We start from the raw sequence: 20598 nt of genomic DNA on the forward strand, positions 1-20598 counted from the left end.
GGTTTTTGGAACACCTTTATTATGCTAACACTTTCTTATCGACATGTCAACTATAATTTTTTATTCATTACCGACGAGAAATTCTCGTCGGTAATGAGCATTTTTTATTTAGATGTTACAGCATCCTCGTCTTTTTTAACTTTGATCACAGGTTTCACCTTACGATAACGTGCCATTCCTGTTCCCGCAGGAACAAGTTTACCGATAATGACGTTTTCTTTTAGTCCAAGCAACTCGTCGCGTTTACCTTTAATAGCCGCATCTGTTAACACGCGAGTCGTTTCTTGGAACGAAGCCGCTGACAAGAATGAATCCGTTTCAAGAGATGCTTTCGTAATTCCAAGCAATACCGGACGAGCTGTTGCCGGTCTTTTGCCTTCAAGTAATACTTTTTCATTTGCATCCGTAAATTGATGAATATCAAGGAGCGTACCAGGGAGTAAATCTGTATCCCCCGCATCGATGACGCGAACTTTGCGAAGCATTTGACGAACCATTACCTCGATGTGCTTGTCGCTAATTTCTACTCCTTGCATGCGATATACTTTTTGCACTTCACGCAACAAGTATTCTTGCACAGCTGTAATATCTCTTACTTTTAATAGTTCTTTCGGATCGATTGAACCTTCTGTCAGTTCTTGACCACGCTCAACTTGCTGGCCTTCTTGAACTTTTAATCTTGCGCTATACGGAGCAGTATATGTGCGTGTTTCTACTTCGCCTTTCACAACGATTTCTTGTTGACGATCGCGAGTTTCGTTAATAGAAACGACTACGCCGTCAATTTCAGAAATAATCGCTTGACCTTTCGGATTGCGTGCTTCAAACAGCTCTTGAACACGCGGTAAACCTTGTGTAATGTCATCTCCCGCTACGCCACCTGTATGGAACGTACGCATCGTTAACTGTGTACCAGGCTCACCGATTGATTGTGCAGCGATAATACCTACCGCTTCACCTACTTCAACTTCTGCGCCTGTCGCTAAGTTGCGTCCGTAACATTTTTTACATACACCGTGACGCGTATTACATGTGAACGCCGAACGAATCCAAACTTCTTCGATACCAGCTTTCACGATAGCACTTGCGATATCTTCAGTAATCATTTCATTTTCTCTAACAAGAATTTCACCTGTCTCAGGGTGTTTCACTGTTTTCCGTGCATATCGTCCGACTAAGCGTTCCTCTAATTTAACGATGACCTCTGTACCGTCTTTAAGCGCTCTTACAAGCGTACCGCGATCTGTACCGCAATCATCTTCACGAACGATTACATCTTGTGCAACGTCAACAAGACGGCGTGTTAAATAACCAGAGTCAGCTGTTTTTAACGCCGTATCCGCAAGACCTTTACGCGCACCGTGCGTGGAGATGAAGTACTCCAATACGGTTAAACCTTCACGGAATGATGATTTAATCGGCAACTCAATAATTCGACCAGCTGGGTTTGCCATGAGACCGCGCATACCCGCTAGCTGTGTGAAGTTCGATGCGTTACCGCGGGCTCCAGAGTCACTCATCATAAAGATTGGGTTACGCTTATCCAACGAAGCCATTAGGCGGCTTTGAATTTTATCTTTTGCTTCGCTCCAGATTGAGATTACGCGCTCATAACGCTCTTCATCCGTAATGAGACCGCGTCTAAATTGTTTCAATACTGTGTCGACTTTTGCTTCTGCTTCTTGTAGGATTTCTTGTTTTTCAGGCAAGACAACGATGTCAGCTACCCCAATCGTAATACCAGCTTTTGTAGAATATTGGAAACCTAAATCCTTCATGCGGTCAAGCATTTTTGATGTCTCGGTAATCTTGAATCGCTTGAACACCTCAGCGATGATATCTCCGAGAACTTTTTTCTTGAACGGCGGAACAAGTTCGCGCTTGCGAATTTCTTCTTTGACGTTAACTCCTTTATCCAAGAAGTATTTATCTGGTGTCCGTCCTTCAATGTTTTCTTTCGTTGGTTCGTTAATATATGGGAATGACTTCGGTAAGATTTCGTTGAAGATAAGCTTACCTACTGTTGTAATTAATAACTTTTGATTTTGTTCTTCCGTGAACGTTTCATTTTTTAACGAACCAGCGTGAACGGCAATTCGAGAGTGTAAATGAACATAACCGTTATGATAAGCAAGCAGCGCTTCATCTGTATCTTTGAATACCATTCCTTCGCCAATCGCGCCTTCACGTTCCATTGTTAAGTAATAGTTACCTAAAACCATGTCTTGTGAAGGAGTAACGACCGGTTTTCCGTCTTTCGGGTTCAGAATGTTTTGCGCTGCAAGCATGAGCAATCGAGCTTCCGCTTGTGCTTCTGCTGATAACGGCACGTGTACCGCCATTTGGTCTCCGTCGAAGTCAGCGTTATAAGCTGTACAAACGAGCGGGTGAAGACGAATAGCACGACCTTCTACAAGCGTTGGTTCGAATGCTTGAATACCAAGTCTGTGCAATGTTGGAGCACGGTTTAGCAATACAGGATGTTCCTTAATAACATCTTCTAAAACATCCCAAACCTCTGGATGTACACGTTCAATTTTCCGTTTAGCGCTTTTAATGTTATGAGCCAATCCGCGCTCAACAAGTTCTTTCATCACAAACGGCTTGAATAGCTCTAGCGCCATTTCTTTCGGCAAGCCGCACTGATACATTTTTAAGTTCGGACCGACAACGATAACGGAACGACCAGAGTAGTCTACACGTTTACCAAGCAAGTTTTGACGGAAACGACCTTGTTTTCCTTTTAACATATGCGAAAGAGATTTTAGCGGACGATTTCCCGGACCCGTTACAGGACGACCGCGACGACCGTTATCGATCAGTGCGTCAACCGCTTCTTGAAGCATCCGTTTTTCGTTTTGCACGATGATGTTTGGTGCACCCAGATCTAACAATCGTTTTAGACGATTGTTTCGGTTAATAACTCGGCGGTATAAGTCATTTAAATCAGAAGTAGCGAAACGACCGCCATCAAGCTGAACCATCGGGCGCAATTCAGGCGGAATAACCGGAAGAACATCAAGAACCATCCAAGACGGATCATTTCCGGAATTACGGAATGCTTCTAATACTTCGAGGCGTTTGATCGTACGTGCACGGCGTTGGCCTTGCGCCGTTTTCAACTCTTCTTTTAAAGCCTCTACTTCCTTTTCAAGATCGATATCTTGCAGAAGCTTTTTAATCGCTTCTGCTCCCATTGATGCTTGGAATGAATTTCCATATTTTTCGCGATAAGCGCGATACTCTTTCTCAGAAAGAAGTTGTTTCTTTTCAAGCGGAGTATCGCCTGGATCTGTAACAACATAAGAAGCGAAGTAAATAACTTCCTCTAGCGCGCGCGGGGACATGTCTAAGACAAGCCCCATGCGGCTAGGGATTCCTTTGAAATACCAAATATGTGAAACAGGTGCTGCTAGTTCAATATGACCCATGCGCTCACGGCGAACTTTTGCACGAGTTACCTCTACACCGCATCGGTCGCAGACGACACCTTTATAACGAACGCGCTTATATTTTCCACAATGACATTCCCAGTCCTTCGTTGGACCGAAAATGCGCTCACAGAACAGGCCATCTTTTTCAGGTTTTAATGTACGGTAGTTAATGGTTTCCGGCTTTTTCACTTCACCATATGACCAAGAACGAATTTTTTCTGGTGAAGCGAGTCCAATTTTCATATATTCAAACTTGTTTACATCTAGCAAGGGGCCTACCTCCCTCTTAATCTCCAGGTTTTACCCTTATTGCTTATTCTGAATCTCTGGCACGGTTAAAGTCGATTCAAGACCGTTTCACAATTTGATGGCTAAGCCATACAATCTGTTATTCTTTCGCAACAGCGTCTTTCTCTTCTTTAGCAGATTCATCTTTTGTTGGAATGACTTCTACTTGTTGAGAATCATCATCTTCGCCGAAATTTTCCATATTAATTTCTTTTTCATCGCTAGATAAAATCGTAACGTCCATTCCTAAGCTTTGTAGCTCTTTAATTAAGACTTTAAACGATTCAGGAACACCTGGTTCAGGGACATTCTCACCTTTAACAATAGCTTCATATGTTTTCACACGACCAATAACATCGTCTGATTTAACCGTGAGAATTTCTTGCAATGTATAAGCGGCACCATAAGCTTCAAGCGCCCATACTTCCATCTCACCGAAACGTTGACCACCGAATTGAGCTTTTCCGCCAAGTGGTTGTTGTGTAACGAGCGAGTAAGGACCAGTCGAACGAGCATGTAATTTATCGTCAACCATGTGCGCAAGTTTAATCATGTACATAATTCCAACTGAAACGCGATTATCGAATGGCTCTCCTGTTCGACCGTCATAAAGGACCGTTTTAGCGTCACGCGGCATTCCTGCTTCTTCCAATGTCGCCCATACATCTTCTTCACGCGCTCCATCGAATACAGGAGAGGCAACGTAAATTCCTAGTTTTTTCGCTGCCATACCAAGATGCAATTCAAGCACCTGTCCAATGTTCATTCGTGAAGGTACGCCCAACGGGTTTAACATGATATCAATCGGTGTTCCATCCGGTAAAAACGGCATGTCTTCTTCAGGTAAAATTCGCGAAATAACACCTTTGTTACCGTGGCGACCAGCCATTTTGTCACCTTCGGAAATTTTCCGTTTTTGCACGATATATACGCGCACTAATTGGTTAACTCCCGGTGGTAGCTCATCGCCATCTTCGCGATTAAACACTTTTACATCCAACACGATACCGCCGCCTCCGTGTGGAACACGAAGCGATGTATCGCGTACTTCACGAGCTTTTTCACCGAAGATCGCATGCAATAGGCGTTCTTCGGCTGTCAATTCAGTAACGCCTTTTGGAGTTACTTTACCTACAAGCAAGTCGCCGTCTTTCACTTCGGCACCGATTCGGACAATTCCACGCTCATCTAAGTTGCGAAGCGCATCTTCACCAACGTTCGGAATATCGCGTGTAATTTCCTCTGGGCCTAGCTTTGTATCGCGTGCCTCAGCTTCATATTCTTCAATATGGATGGACGTGTATACATCTTCTTTCACAAGACGCTCACTCATAATAATAGCGTCTTCGTAGTTATATCCGTCCCATGTCATAAACGCAACAAGAACATTTCGTCCGAGTGCAAGCTCTCCTTTTTCCATCGATGGACCGTCAGCGAGAATTTCACCTTTTTCAACGATGTCGCCGACTTTTACAATCGGACGTTGGTTATAGCATGTTCCTTGGTTCGAACGAACGAATTTTAGAAGACGATATTTATCAAGATCTCCTTTTACTTCTTTTCCGTCTACTTCAATTAGGCGACGAACCCAAATTTCTTTTGCTTCCACTCGCTCAACGATGCCTCGATGCTTACAAATCACAGCCGCTCCAGAGTCTTTGGCTGTTACATATTCCATTCCCGTACCGACAATCGGCGCCTCTGGTTGTAACAACGGAACAGCTTGGCGCTGCATGTTTGCACCCATTAAAGCACGGTTTGAGTCGTCATTTTCTAAGAATGGGATGCAAGCTGTTGCCGCCGATACAACTTGTTTTGGTGATACGTCCATGTAATCGACACGGTCACGTTTCACGACAATATTTTCACCGCGGAAACGAGCAACGATATTTTCATCTAAAAACGTTCCGTCTTCAGCAATTCTTGCATTGGCTTGAGCCACCACATAGTTGTCTTCTTCGTCTGCTGTTAAATAATCAATTTGATTTGTAACTTTTCCTGTTTCCGGATCAACACGACGATATGGAGTCTCAATAAATCCAAATTTATTGACTTTGGCATATGTTGATAACGAGTTAATTAAACCGATGTTCGGACCTTCTGGTGTTTCAATCGGACACATACGACCATAGTGAGAATAGTGAACGTCACGCACCTCAAATCCTGCACGTTCACGCGTCAATCCACCTGGTCCTAAAGCAGAAAGACGACGTTTATGCGTTAACTCTGCTAACGGATTCGTCTGATCCATAAATTGAGACAATTGTGAGCTGCCGAAAAACTCTTTAATCGCAGCAATGACCGGTCGAATGTTAATGAGTTGTTGCGGCGTAATCGTGTTTGTATCTTGGATAGACATTCTTTCGCGAACGACACGTTCCATGCGGGAAAGACCAATTCGGAATTGGTTTTGTAGCAATTCACCGACAGAACGTAGACGACGATTTCCTAAATGGTCAATATCATCCGTATCACCGACTCCATGCAGCAAGTTAAAGAAATAGCTGATGGATGCAATGATGTCTGCAGGAGTGATATGCTTCACTGTTTCTGGAATATATCCATTGCTAATGACATTGATAACTTTTTCGCCATCTGGATCATTTGGAGCATAAATTTTAATGGATTGTAGTGAAAACTCTTCTTCCACTACCCCACCAATTGGACGATATGTTCTAACTCCGATCCCTTTTTCTAAATGAGGTAAAATGCGATCTAATGTTCTACGATCGAGCACTGTTCCTTTTTCAGCGATAATTTCACCTGTCTCTGGATCAACAAGTGTTTCCGCTAAACGTTGACCAAATAGGCGATTTTTAATATGAAGTTTCTTATTGATTTTATAACGACCAACGCTCGCTAAATCGTAGCGTTTTGGATCAAAAAAGCGAGAAATCAATAAGTTTTTAGCGTTTTCGACTGTCGGTGGTTCACCTGGACGTAAACGCTCATAAATTTCAAGTAACGCTTTTTCTGTACTTTCTGTATTATCTTTTTCAAGCGTGTTGCGAATGTACTCATTATCACCGAGCAAATCGATGATTTCTTGATCAGATCCAAACCCAAGAGCGCGTAAAAGCACGGTAACAGGCAATTTTCGCGTACGATCAATACGAACGTAAACAACATCTTTGGCATCCGTTTCGTATTCTAACCACGCACCTCGGTTTGGAATAACAGTTGCGGAAAAACCACGTTTTCCATTTTTATCAACTTTTCCACTATAATACACACTTGGTGAACGAACAAGCTGAGAAACGATGACACGTTCAGCACCGTTAATAATGAACGTTCCCGTTTCTGTCATTAAAGGAAAATCTCCCATAAAGACATCTTGTTCTTTAACTTCACCTGTCTCTTTATTAATGAGGCGTACCTTTACACGAAGCGGTGCTGCATATGTAACATCTCGTTCTTTTGCTTCCTCAACAGAATACTTTGGTTCCCCTAAGCTATAATCAATAAATTCAAGCGCTAAGTTACCAGTAAAATCTTCAATTGGTGAAATGTCTTGAAACATTTCACGTAAACCCTCTTCAAGAAACCACTTATAAGAAGAAGTTTGAATTTCAATAAGATTAGGCAATTCTAATACTTCACTAATGCGCGCATAACTTCTTCGTTGGCGGTGTCGTCCATATTGAACTAGTTGACCTGTCAACTGATTCACCCCTCAAATCAAACATTTATATCTTGACAAGTTTTCCACTTGTCATAAGACAAAAAAGAAATGGTTTCTTATAAGAAAACCACATGTTTGACCTATTATATATTTTATAAGTTTTTCCATTAAAGCTAAAATTATACATACATACGCAATATGTGTAAACTAAAAAATACACATTTAGCATTTTATAATGGTATCATATAGAGAATTTAACGTCAACTTTTTTTTGCCTTAATAATGTAATAACCTTTTTTCTTTGTGACGACATCGACTTCTGGAAAAAGAGATTGGATTTTTTCTAATGCTGAAGGAGCTCCTTGTTTTTTCTGAATAACAACCCACAGTTCTCCTTGAGGCAGTAAATAGTTCAGACTTTGCTCAAAAATGGAGTGAACGATTGATTTTCCAGCACGAATAGGCGGATTCGTAACAATTGCTGCAAATTTTTTTTCACCAACATTGCTAAATAAATCGCTTATGTAAATGCGAGCGTTATCAATTTGATTTCTTTGTTTATTGATGATCGCTAACTCAATCGCCCGTTCGTTAATATCGATCATTTCTACTGTTCGATGCGGGAAATCCTTTGCGAAGGCTAAACCAATCGGTCCATATCCACAACCAACATCTAAAAAATCCCCTTCAATATCTGGTTCTGTAAATGTTTCAATTAACAATCTTGAACCAAAATCAACTTCTTTTTTTGAAAAAACTCCATGATCAGCTGTAAATGTAAATTGGTGCCCTCTCAATGTAAATGTCCAATCAAACGGCTGACTTGCTACGGATGGACGATTGGAATAATAATGTTCACTCAACCATTTTCACCTTCCTTGTGTTCTTTTCCGTCTTTATTGTAAACGAATCGCCATCAAAACACAAAAAAGCTCGCCACTACGAGCGAGCTTTTTATATGCAAGCTGACATTACTTAATTTCTACGCTAGCGCCAGCTTCTTCAAGTTTAGCTTTGATTTCTTCAGCTTCTTCTTTAGAAACGCCTTCTTTAACTGGTTTTGGAGTGTTGTCAACTAAGTCTTTCGCTTCTTTTAAGCCAAGGCCAGTAAGTTCGCGTACAACTTTGATAACTTTAATTTTTTGTGCACCGCCATCAGTAAGGATGACATCAAATTCAGTTTTCTCTTCAGCAGCAGCACCACCAGCAGCACCGCCAGCAACTACTACAGGAGCAGCAGCAGTTACACCAAACTCTTCTTCGATTGCTTTTACTAATTCGTTTAATTCTAAAACAGTCATATTTTTAACCGCTTCAATGATTTGTTCTTTAGTCATGATCGATCTTCCTCCTTAATCGTTATTTTTTTAGATTAGTTGTAAATTAAGCACCTTGTTCTTCTTTTTTATCAGCAACTGCTTTTGTAACAAGAGCAAAGTTGCGAATAGGTGCTTGAAGGACGCTAAGCAACATAGAAAGCAAGCCCTCGCGAGATGGAAGCTCAGCAAGTGCTTTAACTTCTTCAACAGTTGCCAAGTTTCCTTCGATAATTCCTGCTTTAATTTTTAACGCTTCATACTTTTTAGTGAATTCGTTCAAAATTTTCGCAGGAGCTACAACATCATCGTTGCTGAATGCAATCGCGTTTGGACCTGTTAATATTTCGTCCAAACCTTCTAAACCTGCTTCAGCAGCAGCGCGACGAGTTAATGTGTTTTTGTACACTTTGAACTCAACGCCTGCTTCGCGAAGTTGTTTACGAAGTTCTGTTACTTCCGCTACGTTTAAACCGCGATAATCAACGATGATCGTTGATTTGCTAGCGCGAAGCTTTTCAGCGATTTCTGCTACTAATTGTTTCTTTTGTTCAAGTGCGCTGCTCATGTTTACACCTCCTGTAGAAATCAAAATTCAACACCATTTATACCGTTCAACAAAAAAACTCCATGTCAACGCAGACATGGAGGTACCCTAAAAGTGCTATAACACGCACTTCTCTATACGTTTAAACACCTCGGTAGGAAATTAAGCCCTTCTCGGACACCTACTGTCTACGGTACAAATGATATTCACTTTTCAAACAACAATTAATATACTACAACGATTATATAAAAGTCAACTATTTATCTTATCGAGCAACTGGGAAAGTAGCAGGATCTACTTTAATACCAGGTCCCATTGTTGAAGTAACTGTTACGTTTTTCACGTACGTACCTTTCGCTGCAGCTGGTTTTACTTTCAAGATTGTTTCATAAATAGTTGTGAAGTTTTCAATTAACTTCTCGTTTTCAAAAGAAATTTTACCGATTGGCACATGGATGTTACCCGCTTTGTCTACACGGTATTCTACTTTACCAGCTTTAATCTCTTTTACAGCTTTCTCAACATCAAATGTAACTGTTCCTGTTTTAGGGTTTGGCATTAATCCTTTTGGACCTAAGATGCGACCGATTTTACCTACTTCACCCATCATATCAGGTGTCGCAACGATCACATCAAACTCGAACCAACCTTGTTGAATTTTGTTGATGTAATCTGTATCTCCAACGTAATCTGCGCCTGCAGCTTCCGCTTCTTTCGCTTTTTCACCTTTTGCGAAAACTAACACGCGTTGTACTTTACCTGTACCGTGTGGCAATACAACCGCACCGCGAATTTGTTGATCCGCTTTTTTAGGGTCTACTCCTAAACGGAATGCTACTTCTACAGTTGCATCAAATTTCGCGATGTTTGTTTTCTTTACTAATTCAATTGCTTCTGCAACAGAATAAGCTTTTGTGCGATCAACTAACTTCGCTGCCTCTAAATATCTTTTTCCTCTTTTTGGCATTTTTATTTCCTCCTTAATTGTGGTTTTAGCGGAAAGACCTCCCACGAATAAAGGTTGCGAAAACCACTTATTCCGCTTTCGCAACCTTTGTAAGCCATCAATTAGTCTTCGATGACAATACCCATGCTGCGCGCAGTTCCTTCGATCATGCGCATAGCAGCTTCAATGCTCGCCGCATTTAGGTCTGGCATTTTCGTTTCAGCAATCTCGCGTACTTTATCACGCTTGATTGTTGCTACTTTATTACGATTTGGCTCACCAGAACCTGACTCGATACCAGCTGCTTTTTTAAGCAATACTGCAGCAGGCGGAGTTTTCGTAATAAATGTAAATGAACGGTCTTCATATACCGTAATTTCAACAGGAATGATCAAACCTGCTTGATCAGCTGTACGAGCGTTGAATTCTTTACAGAATCCCATGATATTAACACCAGCTTGACCTAATGCAGGACCTACTGGTGGTGCTGGGTTCGCTTTACCTGCAGGAATTTGCAATTTTACAACTTTGATTACTTTTTTAGCCACGAGACACACCTCCTTAAGTCCGTGATGTGGTATTAGGGATGTTCCCTCCCACTCCATATATGAAAAGCAATAATCGCATTCGTCTCAATCAATTGAGACATACTGACCTTAAAATATTATCACTTTTCTCTCATATTTGCAAGTTGTTTACTATTATATTTTTTCAATTTGTGAAAAGTCCAATTCGACAGGTGTTTCCCGTCCGAACATGTTTACAAGTACTTTTACCTTTCGTTTATCCATATCAATTTCTTCGATCGTTCCCGCAAAATTCGCAAACGGACCTTCTTTCACTTGAACGGTTTCATGTAATTCAAAGTCAAAATCAAGTTCAACTAAATCAACACCCATTCGTTTTAAGATGGCGTTGACTTCTTCTTCAAGAAGAGGAGTTGGTTTAGATCCTGCACCAGATGAACCAACAAATCCGGTTACCCCTGGCGTGTTGCGAACAACATACCAAGAATCATCAGTCATAATCATTTCTACTAGCACATACCCAGGAAACACTTTTCTCTTGACAACTTTCTTTTTTCCGCCTTTTGTGTCCGTCTCTTCTTCTTCTGGAACAACAACTCGGAAAATCTTATCTTGCATTCCCATCGATTCAACACGTTTTTCCAAGTTTGCTTTCACTTTATTTTCATATCCTGAATACGTATGAATAACATACCAGTTCTTTTCCATTGATTGGGACTTTAACGTCCTTCCCTCCTTAAACAGAGTGATAAAGGCAAAATAAAAACCCGTTTACCGGGCTTTATTTTCCTAATGTTATCTTCCATTATATCATGGAGATACTGGAGTTATTCAAGTATGAAGCGAATTAATTCTGAAATTCCTAAATCAACGATTGCAAAAAATACAGTCACAAACGCAACAGTAGCTAATACGGTAATTGTATAATTCACTAATTCTTTTCTTTTTGGCCAACTTACTTTTTTCATCTCGCGGACGACTTCGCGAAAAAATTTTGTCACACGCTGCATATCGAAACCTCCAACAACTTGGGACTGTCGCTTTCAGACAATCTTTGAAATATGTGCAAATCTATTTCGTTTCGCGGTGGATCGTATGTGTATTGCAAACTTTGCAAAATTTTTTCATCTCAAGGCGTTCTTGGAGATTAACAACATTTTTCATTGTTGAGTAATTTCGGCTATAACATTGACTACATGCTAAAATCACTTTTTTACGCATACTTCTCCCCCACCACACAACGTCTTAAAAACTTTACCATACAACGTTTTTTTATGTCAACTATCGCTATCGACCAACTCCTCGCATCTCGACATATTTTTCTAATTTCCGCTTTACCCTTTGCAAGGCGTTATCGATTGATTTCACGTGGCGATTTAGTTCCTCTGAAATTTCCTGATAAGACCTTCCTTCTAAGTAAAGAAGAAGAACTTTTCTTTCTAAATCACTTAAAAGTTCCGATATTTTCCCTTCAATACTATCGACTTCTTCACGGTTAATAAGGAGTTCTTCAGGGTTCATCACTTTTGCTCCTGAAAGCATATCCATTAATGTTCGTGCCGAGTCATCCTCATAAATCGGCTTATCTAAAGACACATAAGAATTGAGAGGGATGTGTTTTTGGCGCGTAGCCATTTTAATCGCTGTAATCATTTGCCTTGTAATACATAACTCAGCAAAAGCTTTAAATGATGTCTGCTTGTCCTCCTTAAAATCACGAATGGCTTTATATAATCCGATCATTCCTTCTTGAACAATATCTTCATGATCTGCCCCTACTAAAAAATAGGAACGCGCCTTCGCCCGAACAAAATTTTTATATTTATGAATTAAATAATCTAATGCATCGCTATCCCCTTGATGCACTAGATCAACTACTTCTTCATCTTCAAGATGTTTGTAATTTTTATGAAACTTCTCGCTAATGCTTGCGCTCACGCCGATCCCCCCGCCCCACACATGGATAAAAATATTATACAGTACAAATTTTTACAGGGTCAATCGTTCATTTTTCTCCTCTTCTCCACTTTTCAAAAATTTTCGCTACTTCTTCCGTCAATGGAATTTTTGATGAAGGTTTTTTTTCTTGAATATGTTTTACATTGTTTGAGATGCTTTTCTCAACCGCTTCCATTTCACTTAACAATTCTCGGGCGGATTTGCGCAGCGCTCCTTGGCCAAAAATCGCCCATTGCTCAGTATAATCCGAAGTGGCGACATAAATTTTCGTACGAATATTGTTTAGCGATTTTGCTAATTTTTCAATGTATTCATCAGCCGTTTCATTTTCTTTCGTAAAAATGACTTCGACCTTATGCTCGTGATATTTTTTTTCGACTCCTTGTACGAGGTGTGCATCAAATACAATAATGACTTTATAACCAGTAAATGCTTGATACTCGGCCATTTTTTCAATTAATAAATCTCGCGCTAAAGCAAGATCTTCATCGCGCAATTTTCTTAATTCTGGCCAAGCACCAATAATGTTATAACCGTCCACGATGAGAATATCCATCTTTATTCCCCTAACGGATTTCGTTTTCGATACACCTCATACATGAGTAAGCTAGCTGCAACCGAGGCATTTAATGACGTAACTCTCCCTTTCATCGGTAAACGGATTAGAAAGTCGCATTTTTCCCGAATTAAACGACTCATTCCTTTTCCTTCGCTGCCAATAACGAGAGCTAACGGCATCGTTCCATCGAGCGAGCGGTAATCTTGTTCCCCTTTTGCATCTGTTCCGACAATCCATACACCACGTTCTTTTAATTCATCAACGGTTCGAGCTAAATTGGTTACTCGAGCAACTGGAATGTACTCAATCGCTCCTGTGGAAGCTTTGGCAACTGTTGCTGTCAAACCGACAGCTCGCCGCTTTGGAATAATGATGCCATGCGCGCCAACGGCATCGGCTGTTCGCATAATCGACCCTAAGTTATGCGGATCCTCGATTTCGTCCAGGATGATCAAAAAAGGCGGTTCACCGCTTTGTTCAGCTTTTTTAAACAAATCATCTACTTCGTAGTATCGATAAGCGGCAACTTGAGCAACAACTCCTTGATGATTTCCCTCAGCCATTTGATCCATTTTCTTTTTTGGAACGTATTGAATCAGTACTCCCGCTTGCTTTGCAAGTTGGATGATCGACTGCATTTGCCCGCGCTGCGAACCTTCAGCAATCCATATTTTATTGATTTCTCTTCCTGATTTCAGCGCCTCTAAAACAGGGTTTTTTCCAATAATGAGATCCAATTTTATTTCCTCCTTTCTTCATTTTTGTGCAACGTAAAAACATGATGAATAATTTCTTCTAAGCGATCGTTGTTTTCATTAAGGAAATGGTAACCGATTAGCGCTTCAAACGCTGTACTATAGCGGTATGTTTGTACATCTGTATTTTTCGGCACGCTCATGGATTTCGCATTTCGTCCGCGTCGAACAATGGCCATTTCTTCTTCGGAGAGCTTTTCGTTTTCCATTAAAAACTGAAGAGCGCTTGCTTGCGCTTTCGCACATACATACGTTTTTGCCAAGTTATGCAGCTGATTGGGCTTGACAGCACCATGAGCAAGAAGGTGATGCCGCACAAATAATTCGTATACGGCATCACCGATATAAGCAAGCGCCAAACCATTTAATTGTTTAAAATCTTTTACTTCATCCAGTAGACGTAAAATCATTTTAACCCCTTCTCCATCTTGTTCCTTGAGGAGTATCTTCTAAAATAATATTTTTTGCTCTGAGTTGCTCGCGAATTTGGTCCGCTAAAGCAAAATCACGATTTTTTCTCGCTTCCATTCGCTTTTGAATTAAAGCCTCAATTTCTTCATCAAGCAACTCTTCTTCTTGTAAAGAAAGACCGAGCACATCAAATAGCTGCTCAAATTGCTGTAGAAACGCTTTGATCACCTTTTCCGACGTATTTTTTTCTAATAAATACAAGTTAGCCTGTTTTGCTAATTCGAATAAAACGGCGATCGCATTGGCTGTATTAAAATCATCGTCCATCTCTTTGATAAATTGTTCGCGCAATTCATTGATCGTTGTTAACCACTTTTCATCATCTGTCGTCAAGTTCGTGCTGCTTTCAAGTCGATGTTTCAAATTGAAATAAGCATTTTTAAGTCGTTCTAACCCGCTTTTTGCGCTTTCTAATAACGGCTCACTATAGTTGATTGGATGACGATAATGAACAGAAAGCATAAAAAAGCGCAGCACTTGCGGATCGATTTGTTTAATAATGTCATGGACTAGCACAAAGTTGCCAAGCGATTTCGACATCTTTTCGTTGTTAATATTAATATATCCATTATGCAACCAATACTTTGCAAAAGGTTTTCCTGTTAACGCCTCCGATTGGGCAATTTCGTTTTCATGATGCGGGAACGTTAAATCTTGACCGCCAGCATGAATGTCAATGGTATCCCCTAAATATTTCCGTGCCATTGCTGAGCATTCAATATGCCATCCTGGTCTGCCTTTTCCCCATGGACTGTCCCAGCAAATCTCCCCTTCTTTTGCGGCTTTCCATAAAGCAAAATCAAGCGGATCTTCTTTCTTTTCACCGACTTCAATTCGCGCTCCTAATTTCAACTCATCAATCGACTGATGAGATAGCTTACCGTATTCGGAAAATTGGCGTGTTCTATAATAGACGTCGCCATCTACTTCGTAAGCATATCCTTTATCGATCAATTGTTGAATAAATTCAATAATAACATCGATGTTTTCTGTAACCCGTGGATGAACATTCGCTTTTTTGCACCCTAATGCCGTAATGTCTTCAAAATATGCCTGAATGAATCGCTCTGCAATCGTTGGAACATCCTCACCTAATTCACGTGCAGCTCGAATGAGTTTATCATCAACATCGGTGAAATTGGAAACGTATTGCACTTCGTAGCCGCGAAACTCCAAGTAGCGACGAATCGTATCAAAAACGATGGCCGGGCGAGCGTTTCCGATGTGTATATAGTTATAAACCGTCGGACCGCATACATACATTTTTACCTTGTTTGGTTCTAGCGGAATAAACGGCTCTTTTTTTCGTGTCAATGTATTATAAACTTGAATGCTCATGATTCACCGTTCCTTTCTTTAGTTGTTCAATTTCTGCTTTTAATTTCTCGATCTCTGACTCTAACTCTTTAAAGCGATCTGCGATTGGGTCTGGTAAATCACTATGATTTAAGTCTTTGTTCACCCGAACTCCATTTTGAACAACGACGCGTCCCGGTATGCCAACAACTGTAGAGTTTGGCGGTACATCTTTAAGTACGACCGAACCCGCTCCTATTTTACAATTTTCACCGATTGTAATGGAACCAAGTACTTTTGCCCCTGTAGCAATCAAGCAATTATCTTTAATCGTTGGATGACGTTTTCCTTTTTCTTTTCCGGTTCCGCCTAATGTCACTCCTTGATAAACCGTGACATTATCGCCAATTTCACACGTTTCTCCGATGACGACCCCCATGCCATGATCAATGAAAAAGCGGCGGCCAATTTTTGCACCAGGATGAATTTCGATTCCGGTAAAAAAGCGGCTAATTTGCGAAATCAATCTAGCAATAAAGAAAAACTTTCGCTTATATAAGGCATGAGCAATGCGATGCGCCCAAATGGCGTGAAGTCCTGAATACGTCAAAATAACTTCTAAATAACTCCTTGCAGCTGGATCTTGCTCAAAAATGACTTCAATGTCTTCTTTTAATGTTTTAAACATTTTTTCTCCTCCCCTCCACTGATTTTTTTGGTAGGTTTAAACGAAAAAGCGTCTCTGTGTACAACGACACAGAGACGCTTTGAGCGCGGTTCCACTCTGTTTAGCCAAAAAGGCTCACTCTAACCCTTATAACGGTGGGATCCGCTCCATTCTACTGCAGAACGCCTCTGCTCTGGTTCGAAAGGAGACTCTGAGGTGCATTTCAAAAGCATCGAACATAAATCACTTCCAGCCAAAGGTGATTCTCTCTGTCATGTCGATACTTTTTACTTCTCCTCATCAACGCTTTCGCCTATATTCTATTTTTATATTATTACATAAAAGGAAAAATGTTAACGCACTAATTTTTCTAAGCGAGCCGCAACCGTTTCTTTTCCTAACAAGTGGATTACTTCCGGCAACTCAGGTCCATGCGTTTGTCCTGTCACAGCGACACGAATCGGCATAAATAATTTTTTCCCTTTTTGCCCTGTTGCTTTTTGTACCGCTTTAATCGCTGCTTTAATGTCATCGCTCTCGAATGTTTCAAGCTTTTCAATTTCGTTTAAAAATGCTTTTAATACTTCTGGCACTTGCTCTTCAGCTAAAATCGCCTTTGCTTCTTCATCATACTCGATTTCGCTCTTGAAGAACATTTCAGATAACGGAACAATCTCGGCACCGTAACTCATTTGCTCTTGATATAAAGCGATTAATTTACGCGCCCACTGTTTTTGTTCTTCGCTCATCTGCTCTGGTAAGCGACCTGCCTTCACTAAATGCGGCAAAGCCAGCTCTACAACTCGATCAAGATCAAGTTTTTTCATATATTGGTTATTCATCCATGTTAATTTCTGCTTATCAAATATAGCTGGCGATTTAGAAAGACGAGCTGGGTCAAAAATCTCAATCAATTGTTCTTTTGAGAAAATTTCTTCTTCACCGCCAGGAGACCAACCGAGCAAAGCGATGAAGTTGAAAAGCGCCTCTGGTAAGTATCCTAACTCAGCATACTGCTCAATAAATTGAATAATGGACTCATCGCGTTTGCTTAATTTTTTACGTTGTTCGTTAAAAATGAGCGTCATATGTCCAAACACTGGAGGTTCCCAGCCAAATGCTTCGTAAATCATTAATTGTTTTGGTGTATTGGAAATATGATCATCACCGCGTAGAACATGTGAAATTTTCATTAAATGGTCATCAATTACAACCGCAAAGTTATAGAGCGGTGTGCCATCTTTCTTGACGATGACAAAATCACCAATATCATCAGATCGGAAAGAAACTTCACCTTTGACGATGTCGTTAAATTTATATTCCTTTCCTTGTGGAACCTTAAAACGAATGCTTGGCTGTCTTCCTTCTTGCTCTAGCTTTTTGCGCTCTTCTTCTGTTAGATGACGACATTTTCCTGAATAACGCGGCATCTCTCCGCGCGCGATTTGTTCCTCGCGTTCGCGCTCTAATTCTTCTTCCGTACAGTAACATTTATAGGCTAACCCACGTTCAAGCAAGTCTTCATAGTACTGTTTGTAAATATGATTGCGCTCTGATTGGCGATAAGGACCGTATTCACCGCCAACATCTACGCTTTCGTCCCAGTCAATTCCGAGCCATTTTAAATATTTTAACTGGCTCTCCTCTCCGCCTGCGATATTTCGTTTTTGGTCTGTATCTTCAATACGAATAATAAATTTTCCTTTTTGATTACGCGCAAATAAATAGTTGAATAGCGCCGTGCGCGCATTTCCAATATGCAAGTGACCAGTCGGACTTGGCGCATAGCGCACTCTCACTTCTCGTGACATCTTATTAACCTCCATCCAGCTTTTTTCTGTACCTCATTGTATCATTAAACCTCTGCTAAAATCCATTGTTGTTAACTCTCGATCTTTTGCAATAAAACGATTGCTTGAGCAGCAATTCCTTCTCCTCGCCCAGTAAACCCGAGCTTTTCTGTCGTTGTCGCTTTGACGTTTACTTGTGATACATCGCCACCTAGCAATGCCGCAATTCGCTCCCTCATTTGTGGAATGTATGGAGCCATCTTTGGTTTTTGTGCAATGATTGTACAATCTACATTCACAAGTTTATATCCTCTTTCACAGACCAAATTCCAAACATGTTGCAACAAGACAGCTGAATCAGCATCCTTGTATGAGTCATCTGTATCTGGGAAATGCTTGCCAATATCCCCTTCCGCAATCGCACCTAAACACGCATCAGCAATCGCATGAAGCAAAACATCCGCATCGGAATGGCCAAGCAACCCCTTCTCATAAGGAATAGAAACCCCGCCAATGATCAGCGGGCGACCCTCTACTAGTTGATGAACATCAAATCCTTGTCCAATTCGATACATATGATCCACCTTTCATTGAACACAAAATGGCCTTTGCAAATAATAAATCATCAGGGGTTGTAAGTTTGATATTCGTATAGTCTCCCTCGATGACAACAACTTCCTTCCCCATTCTTTCAACAAGACTAGCGTCATCTGTTCCGATAAATCCTTCTGCATTGGCCCGTTCGTGCGCCTCTCGTATAAGTGAAACGCAAAAAGCTTGTGGCGTTTGCACAGCCCACAAGCTCGATCGATCTACCGTTTGCTCTACAAGGTGATCGATCACTCTCTTCATCGTATCTTTAACAGGAACAGCAACGATCGCTGCTCCCTTTTCCTTTGCTGTTTCAACAAGCTGATGAATTTTAGCAATGGTGATAAACGGACGAGCCCCATCATGAATGAGAACCGTATCCGTATGTTGAACAGCTTTTAAACCGTTATAAACACTATGCTGACGTTCAGAACCTCCAGAAACGAGGGCAACTACTTTTTTAATTTGAAACTGCTTGAGCATTTTTTCAAAATGAGCACGTTCTTGTTCATTAATGACTAAAATAATTCCTTTACACCAATCATCTTGTTCAAATACGCTTAACGTATGAATAATGATCGGTTTTCCATCAAGTTCAATAAATTGTTTATTCATTCCAGCATTCATTCTTTTGCCTTGTCCAGCAGCTGGTATGACAACTTGATAATCCATTGCTCTTTCCCCTAACAATAAACTATAATGCTTTTTCAAGCAACTTTAACTTTGCAAAAATCATTCTTCCCGCAGACGTTTGCAACACGCTCGTAACTAATACATCCACTCGTTTGCCGATATAATCTTTTCCGTCTTCAACGACGATCATCGTTCCATCATCCAAATAAGCGACACCTTGATTATGTTCTTTTCCATCTTTAATGACGTGCACATTCAGCTCTTCTCCTGGAAGAACAACAGGCTTGACTGCATTTGCTAAATCATTAATGTTTAATACCGCTACATTTTGCAGTTCACATACTTTATTTAAGTTAAAATCGTTTGTAACAACAACCCCTGAAGTTAATTTTGCTAATTTTACGAGCTTGCTGTCAACTTCTTGAATATCGTCAAAATCACCTTCGTAAATTTCTACATCCATCGCTAATTCTTTTTGGATTCGATTTAAAATATCAAGCCCTCTTCTTCCTCGATTTCTTTTTAATACATCCGAAGAGTCCGCAATATGTTGCAATTCTTCGAGAACAAAGCGAGGAATCACAATCGTTCCTTCTAAAAATCCAGTTTGGCAAATATCTGCAATTCTTCCGTCAATAATAACGCTTGTATCTAAAATTTTCAATGATTTCCCTTTATGTTCGTTTGCCTCTTCTTCCCCACCTTTTTTCTTCGTCATTCGGTTCGAGAGAGAAAAAAGATTCATTAATTCATCTCTTTTCTTAAATCCTACTTGAAATCCTAAATAACCAAGTAAAAGGGTGAGAAAAATCGGCAAAACTGTATTGACAACTTGAAACTGAATAGACTTTAAAGGAATGACAATTAAAAAGGCCACGATTAAGCCAAAAATTAAGCCAAAGCTACCGAATAAAAGATCGGTAACAGGAGCCTTAACAAGCGTTTCTTCCATCCAATGAATAAGTCCAACGACATAATCGACCAACCAAAATGTGAGAAGGAATAAGATGATCGCTCCTAAAAGCGCCGATACATAAGGACTCTCTAAATAAGGGATAGACTCAACATGCAAAATTTTAAATAAATGTGGAAGGAAAATAATCCCTAACATTCCACCAACAATAAGAAAAAATAACTGTACGATCCGTTTTAACACGTTTTCACCTCCTCTACTACATTATAAACAGTTTCCAATGT

Annotated in this window: 20 protein-coding genes and 2 other annotated features; all 20 genes read right to left on the reverse strand. The window is 40.4% G+C overall.

Going from position 1 to position 20598, the window contains the following annotated elements; all coding sequences use genetic code 11:
- Positions 1 to 104: 104 nt before the first annotated feature.
- Positions 105 to 3704 (reverse strand): DNA-directed RNA polymerase subunit beta', encoded by a 3600-nt coding sequence (rpoC, locus tag EDD69_RS12920; RefSeq protein ID WP_132949343.1) that lies wholly within the window; start codon positions 3702 to 3704, stop codon positions 105 to 107.
- Positions 3705 to 3822: 118 nt separating this feature from the next.
- Positions 3823 to 7383 (reverse strand): DNA-directed RNA polymerase subunit beta, encoded by a 3561-nt coding sequence (gene rpoB, locus EDD69_RS12925; protein WP_132949344.1) that lies wholly within the window; start codon positions 7381 to 7383, stop codon positions 3823 to 3825.
- A gap of 221 nt (positions 7384 to 7604) precedes the next feature.
- Positions 7605 to 8207, reverse strand: a complete 603-nt coding sequence (locus EDD69_RS12930) for a class I SAM-dependent methyltransferase (protein WP_132949345.1) — start codon at positions 8205 to 8207, stop codon at positions 7605 to 7607.
- A gap of 108 nt (positions 8208 to 8315) precedes the next feature.
- The gene (gene rplL / locus EDD69_RS12935; protein ID WP_132949346.1) at positions 8316 to 8681 is read right to left on the reverse strand and encodes a 50S ribosomal protein L7/L12; all 366 of its coding nucleotides are present in this window, start codon (positions 8679 to 8681) and stop codon (positions 8316 to 8318) included.
- Between the two features lie 46 nt (positions 8682 to 8727).
- Positions 8728 to 9228 (reverse strand): 50S ribosomal protein L10, encoded by a 501-nt coding sequence (gene rplJ, locus EDD69_RS12940; protein ID WP_132949347.1) that lies wholly within the window; start codon positions 9226 to 9228, stop codon positions 8728 to 8730.
- Positions 9229 to 9270: 42 nt separating this feature from the next.
- Positions 9271 to 9419: a sequence feature (ribosomal protein L10 leader region), on the reverse strand.
- 53 nt (positions 9420 to 9472) lie between these two features.
- The gene (gene rplA, locus EDD69_RS12945; RefSeq protein ID WP_132949348.1) at positions 9473 to 10174 is read right to left on the reverse strand and encodes a 50S ribosomal protein L1; all 702 of its coding nucleotides are present in this window, start codon (positions 10172 to 10174) and stop codon (positions 9473 to 9475) included.
- A 101-nt stretch (positions 10175 to 10275) separates the two neighbouring features.
- The gene (rplK, locus tag EDD69_RS12950; RefSeq protein ID WP_165871795.1) at positions 10276 to 10701 is read right to left on the reverse strand and encodes a 50S ribosomal protein L11; all 426 of its coding nucleotides are present in this window, start codon (positions 10699 to 10701) and stop codon (positions 10276 to 10278) included.
- A 153-nt stretch (positions 10702 to 10854) separates the two neighbouring features.
- Positions 10855 to 11388 carry a transcription termination/antitermination protein NusG gene (gene nusG / locus EDD69_RS12955; RefSeq protein WP_132949350.1) on the reverse strand — a complete coding sequence of 178 codons (534 nt, stop codon included), beginning with the start codon at positions 11386 to 11388 and terminating at the stop codon, positions 10855 to 10857.
- A 119-nt stretch (positions 11389 to 11507) separates the two neighbouring features.
- Positions 11508 to 11690: a preprotein translocase subunit SecE gene (secE, locus tag EDD69_RS12960; protein WP_132949351.1), complete on the reverse strand. Its 183-nt coding sequence runs from the start codon at positions 11688 to 11690 to the stop codon at positions 11508 to 11510.
- 61 nt (positions 11691 to 11751) lie between these two features.
- On the reverse strand, positions 11752 to 11901 hold the full coding sequence (rpmG, locus tag EDD69_RS12965) for a 50S ribosomal protein L33 (RefSeq protein ID WP_132949352.1): 150 nt from the start codon (positions 11899 to 11901) through the stop codon (positions 11752 to 11754).
- A gap of 66 nt (positions 11902 to 11967) precedes the next feature.
- The gene (sigH, locus tag EDD69_RS12970) at positions 11968 to 12618 is read right to left on the reverse strand and encodes an RNA polymerase sporulation sigma factor SigH (protein ID WP_132949353.1); all 651 of its coding nucleotides are present in this window, start codon (positions 12616 to 12618) and stop codon (positions 11968 to 11970) included.
- A 67-nt stretch (positions 12619 to 12685) separates the two neighbouring features.
- On the reverse strand, positions 12686 to 13195 hold the full coding sequence (locus EDD69_RS12975) for an NYN domain-containing protein (RefSeq protein WP_132949354.1): 510 nt from the start codon (positions 13193 to 13195) through the stop codon (positions 12686 to 12688).
- Positions 13196 to 13197: 2 nt separating this feature from the next.
- The gene (gene rlmB / locus EDD69_RS12980; protein WP_132949355.1) at positions 13198 to 13935 is read right to left on the reverse strand and encodes a 23S rRNA (guanosine(2251)-2'-O)-methyltransferase RlmB; all 738 of its coding nucleotides are present in this window, start codon (positions 13933 to 13935) and stop codon (positions 13198 to 13200) included.
- Between the two features lie 2 nt (positions 13936 to 13937).
- Positions 13938 to 14360: a Mini-ribonuclease 3 gene (locus EDD69_RS12985; RefSeq protein ID WP_132949366.1), complete on the reverse strand. Its 423-nt coding sequence runs from the start codon at positions 14358 to 14360 to the stop codon at positions 13938 to 13940.
- A gap of 4 nt (positions 14361 to 14364) precedes the next feature.
- Entirely contained in the window at positions 14365 to 15762 is a 1398-nt protein-coding gene (gene cysS, locus EDD69_RS12990; RefSeq protein ID WP_132949356.1) for a cysteine--tRNA ligase, read from the reverse strand.
- Entirely contained in the window at positions 15743 to 16408 is a 666-nt protein-coding gene (gene cysE / locus EDD69_RS12995; RefSeq protein WP_132949357.1) for a serine O-acetyltransferase, read from the reverse strand. Before cysE ends, cysS begins: the two co-directional genes overlap by 20 nt.
- A 67-nt stretch (positions 16409 to 16475) precedes the next feature.
- Positions 16476 to 16700: a binding site (T-box leader), on the reverse strand.
- A gap of 40 nt (positions 16701 to 16740) precedes the next feature.
- Entirely contained in the window at positions 16741 to 18198 is a 1458-nt protein-coding gene (gltX, locus tag EDD69_RS13000) for a glutamate--tRNA ligase (protein WP_207893286.1), read from the reverse strand.
- Between the two features lie 71 nt (positions 18199 to 18269).
- Positions 18270 to 18752, reverse strand: coding sequence for a 2-C-methyl-D-erythritol 2,4-cyclodiphosphate synthase (gene ispF / locus EDD69_RS13005; protein WP_132949359.1), 483 nt, complete (start codon positions 18750 to 18752; stop codon positions 18270 to 18272).
- Positions 18727 to 19440 carry a 2-C-methyl-D-erythritol 4-phosphate cytidylyltransferase gene (gene ispD, locus EDD69_RS13010; protein ID WP_132949360.1) on the reverse strand — a complete coding sequence of 238 codons (714 nt, stop codon included), beginning with the start codon at positions 19438 to 19440 and terminating at the stop codon, positions 18727 to 18729. Before ispD ends, ispF begins: the two co-directional genes overlap by 26 nt.
- Before the next feature lie 22 nt (positions 19441 to 19462).
- Positions 19463 to 20557 (reverse strand): PIN/TRAM domain-containing protein, encoded by a 1095-nt coding sequence (locus tag EDD69_RS13015; protein ID WP_132949361.1) that lies wholly within the window; start codon positions 20555 to 20557, stop codon positions 19463 to 19465.
- Positions 20558 to 20598 lie beyond the last annotated feature (41 nt).

Source organism: Thermolongibacillus altinsuensis, assembly GCF_004341205.1.
Taxonomy (GTDB): domain Bacteria; phylum Bacillota; class Bacilli; order Bacillales; family Anoxybacillaceae; genus Thermolongibacillus; species Thermolongibacillus altinsuensis.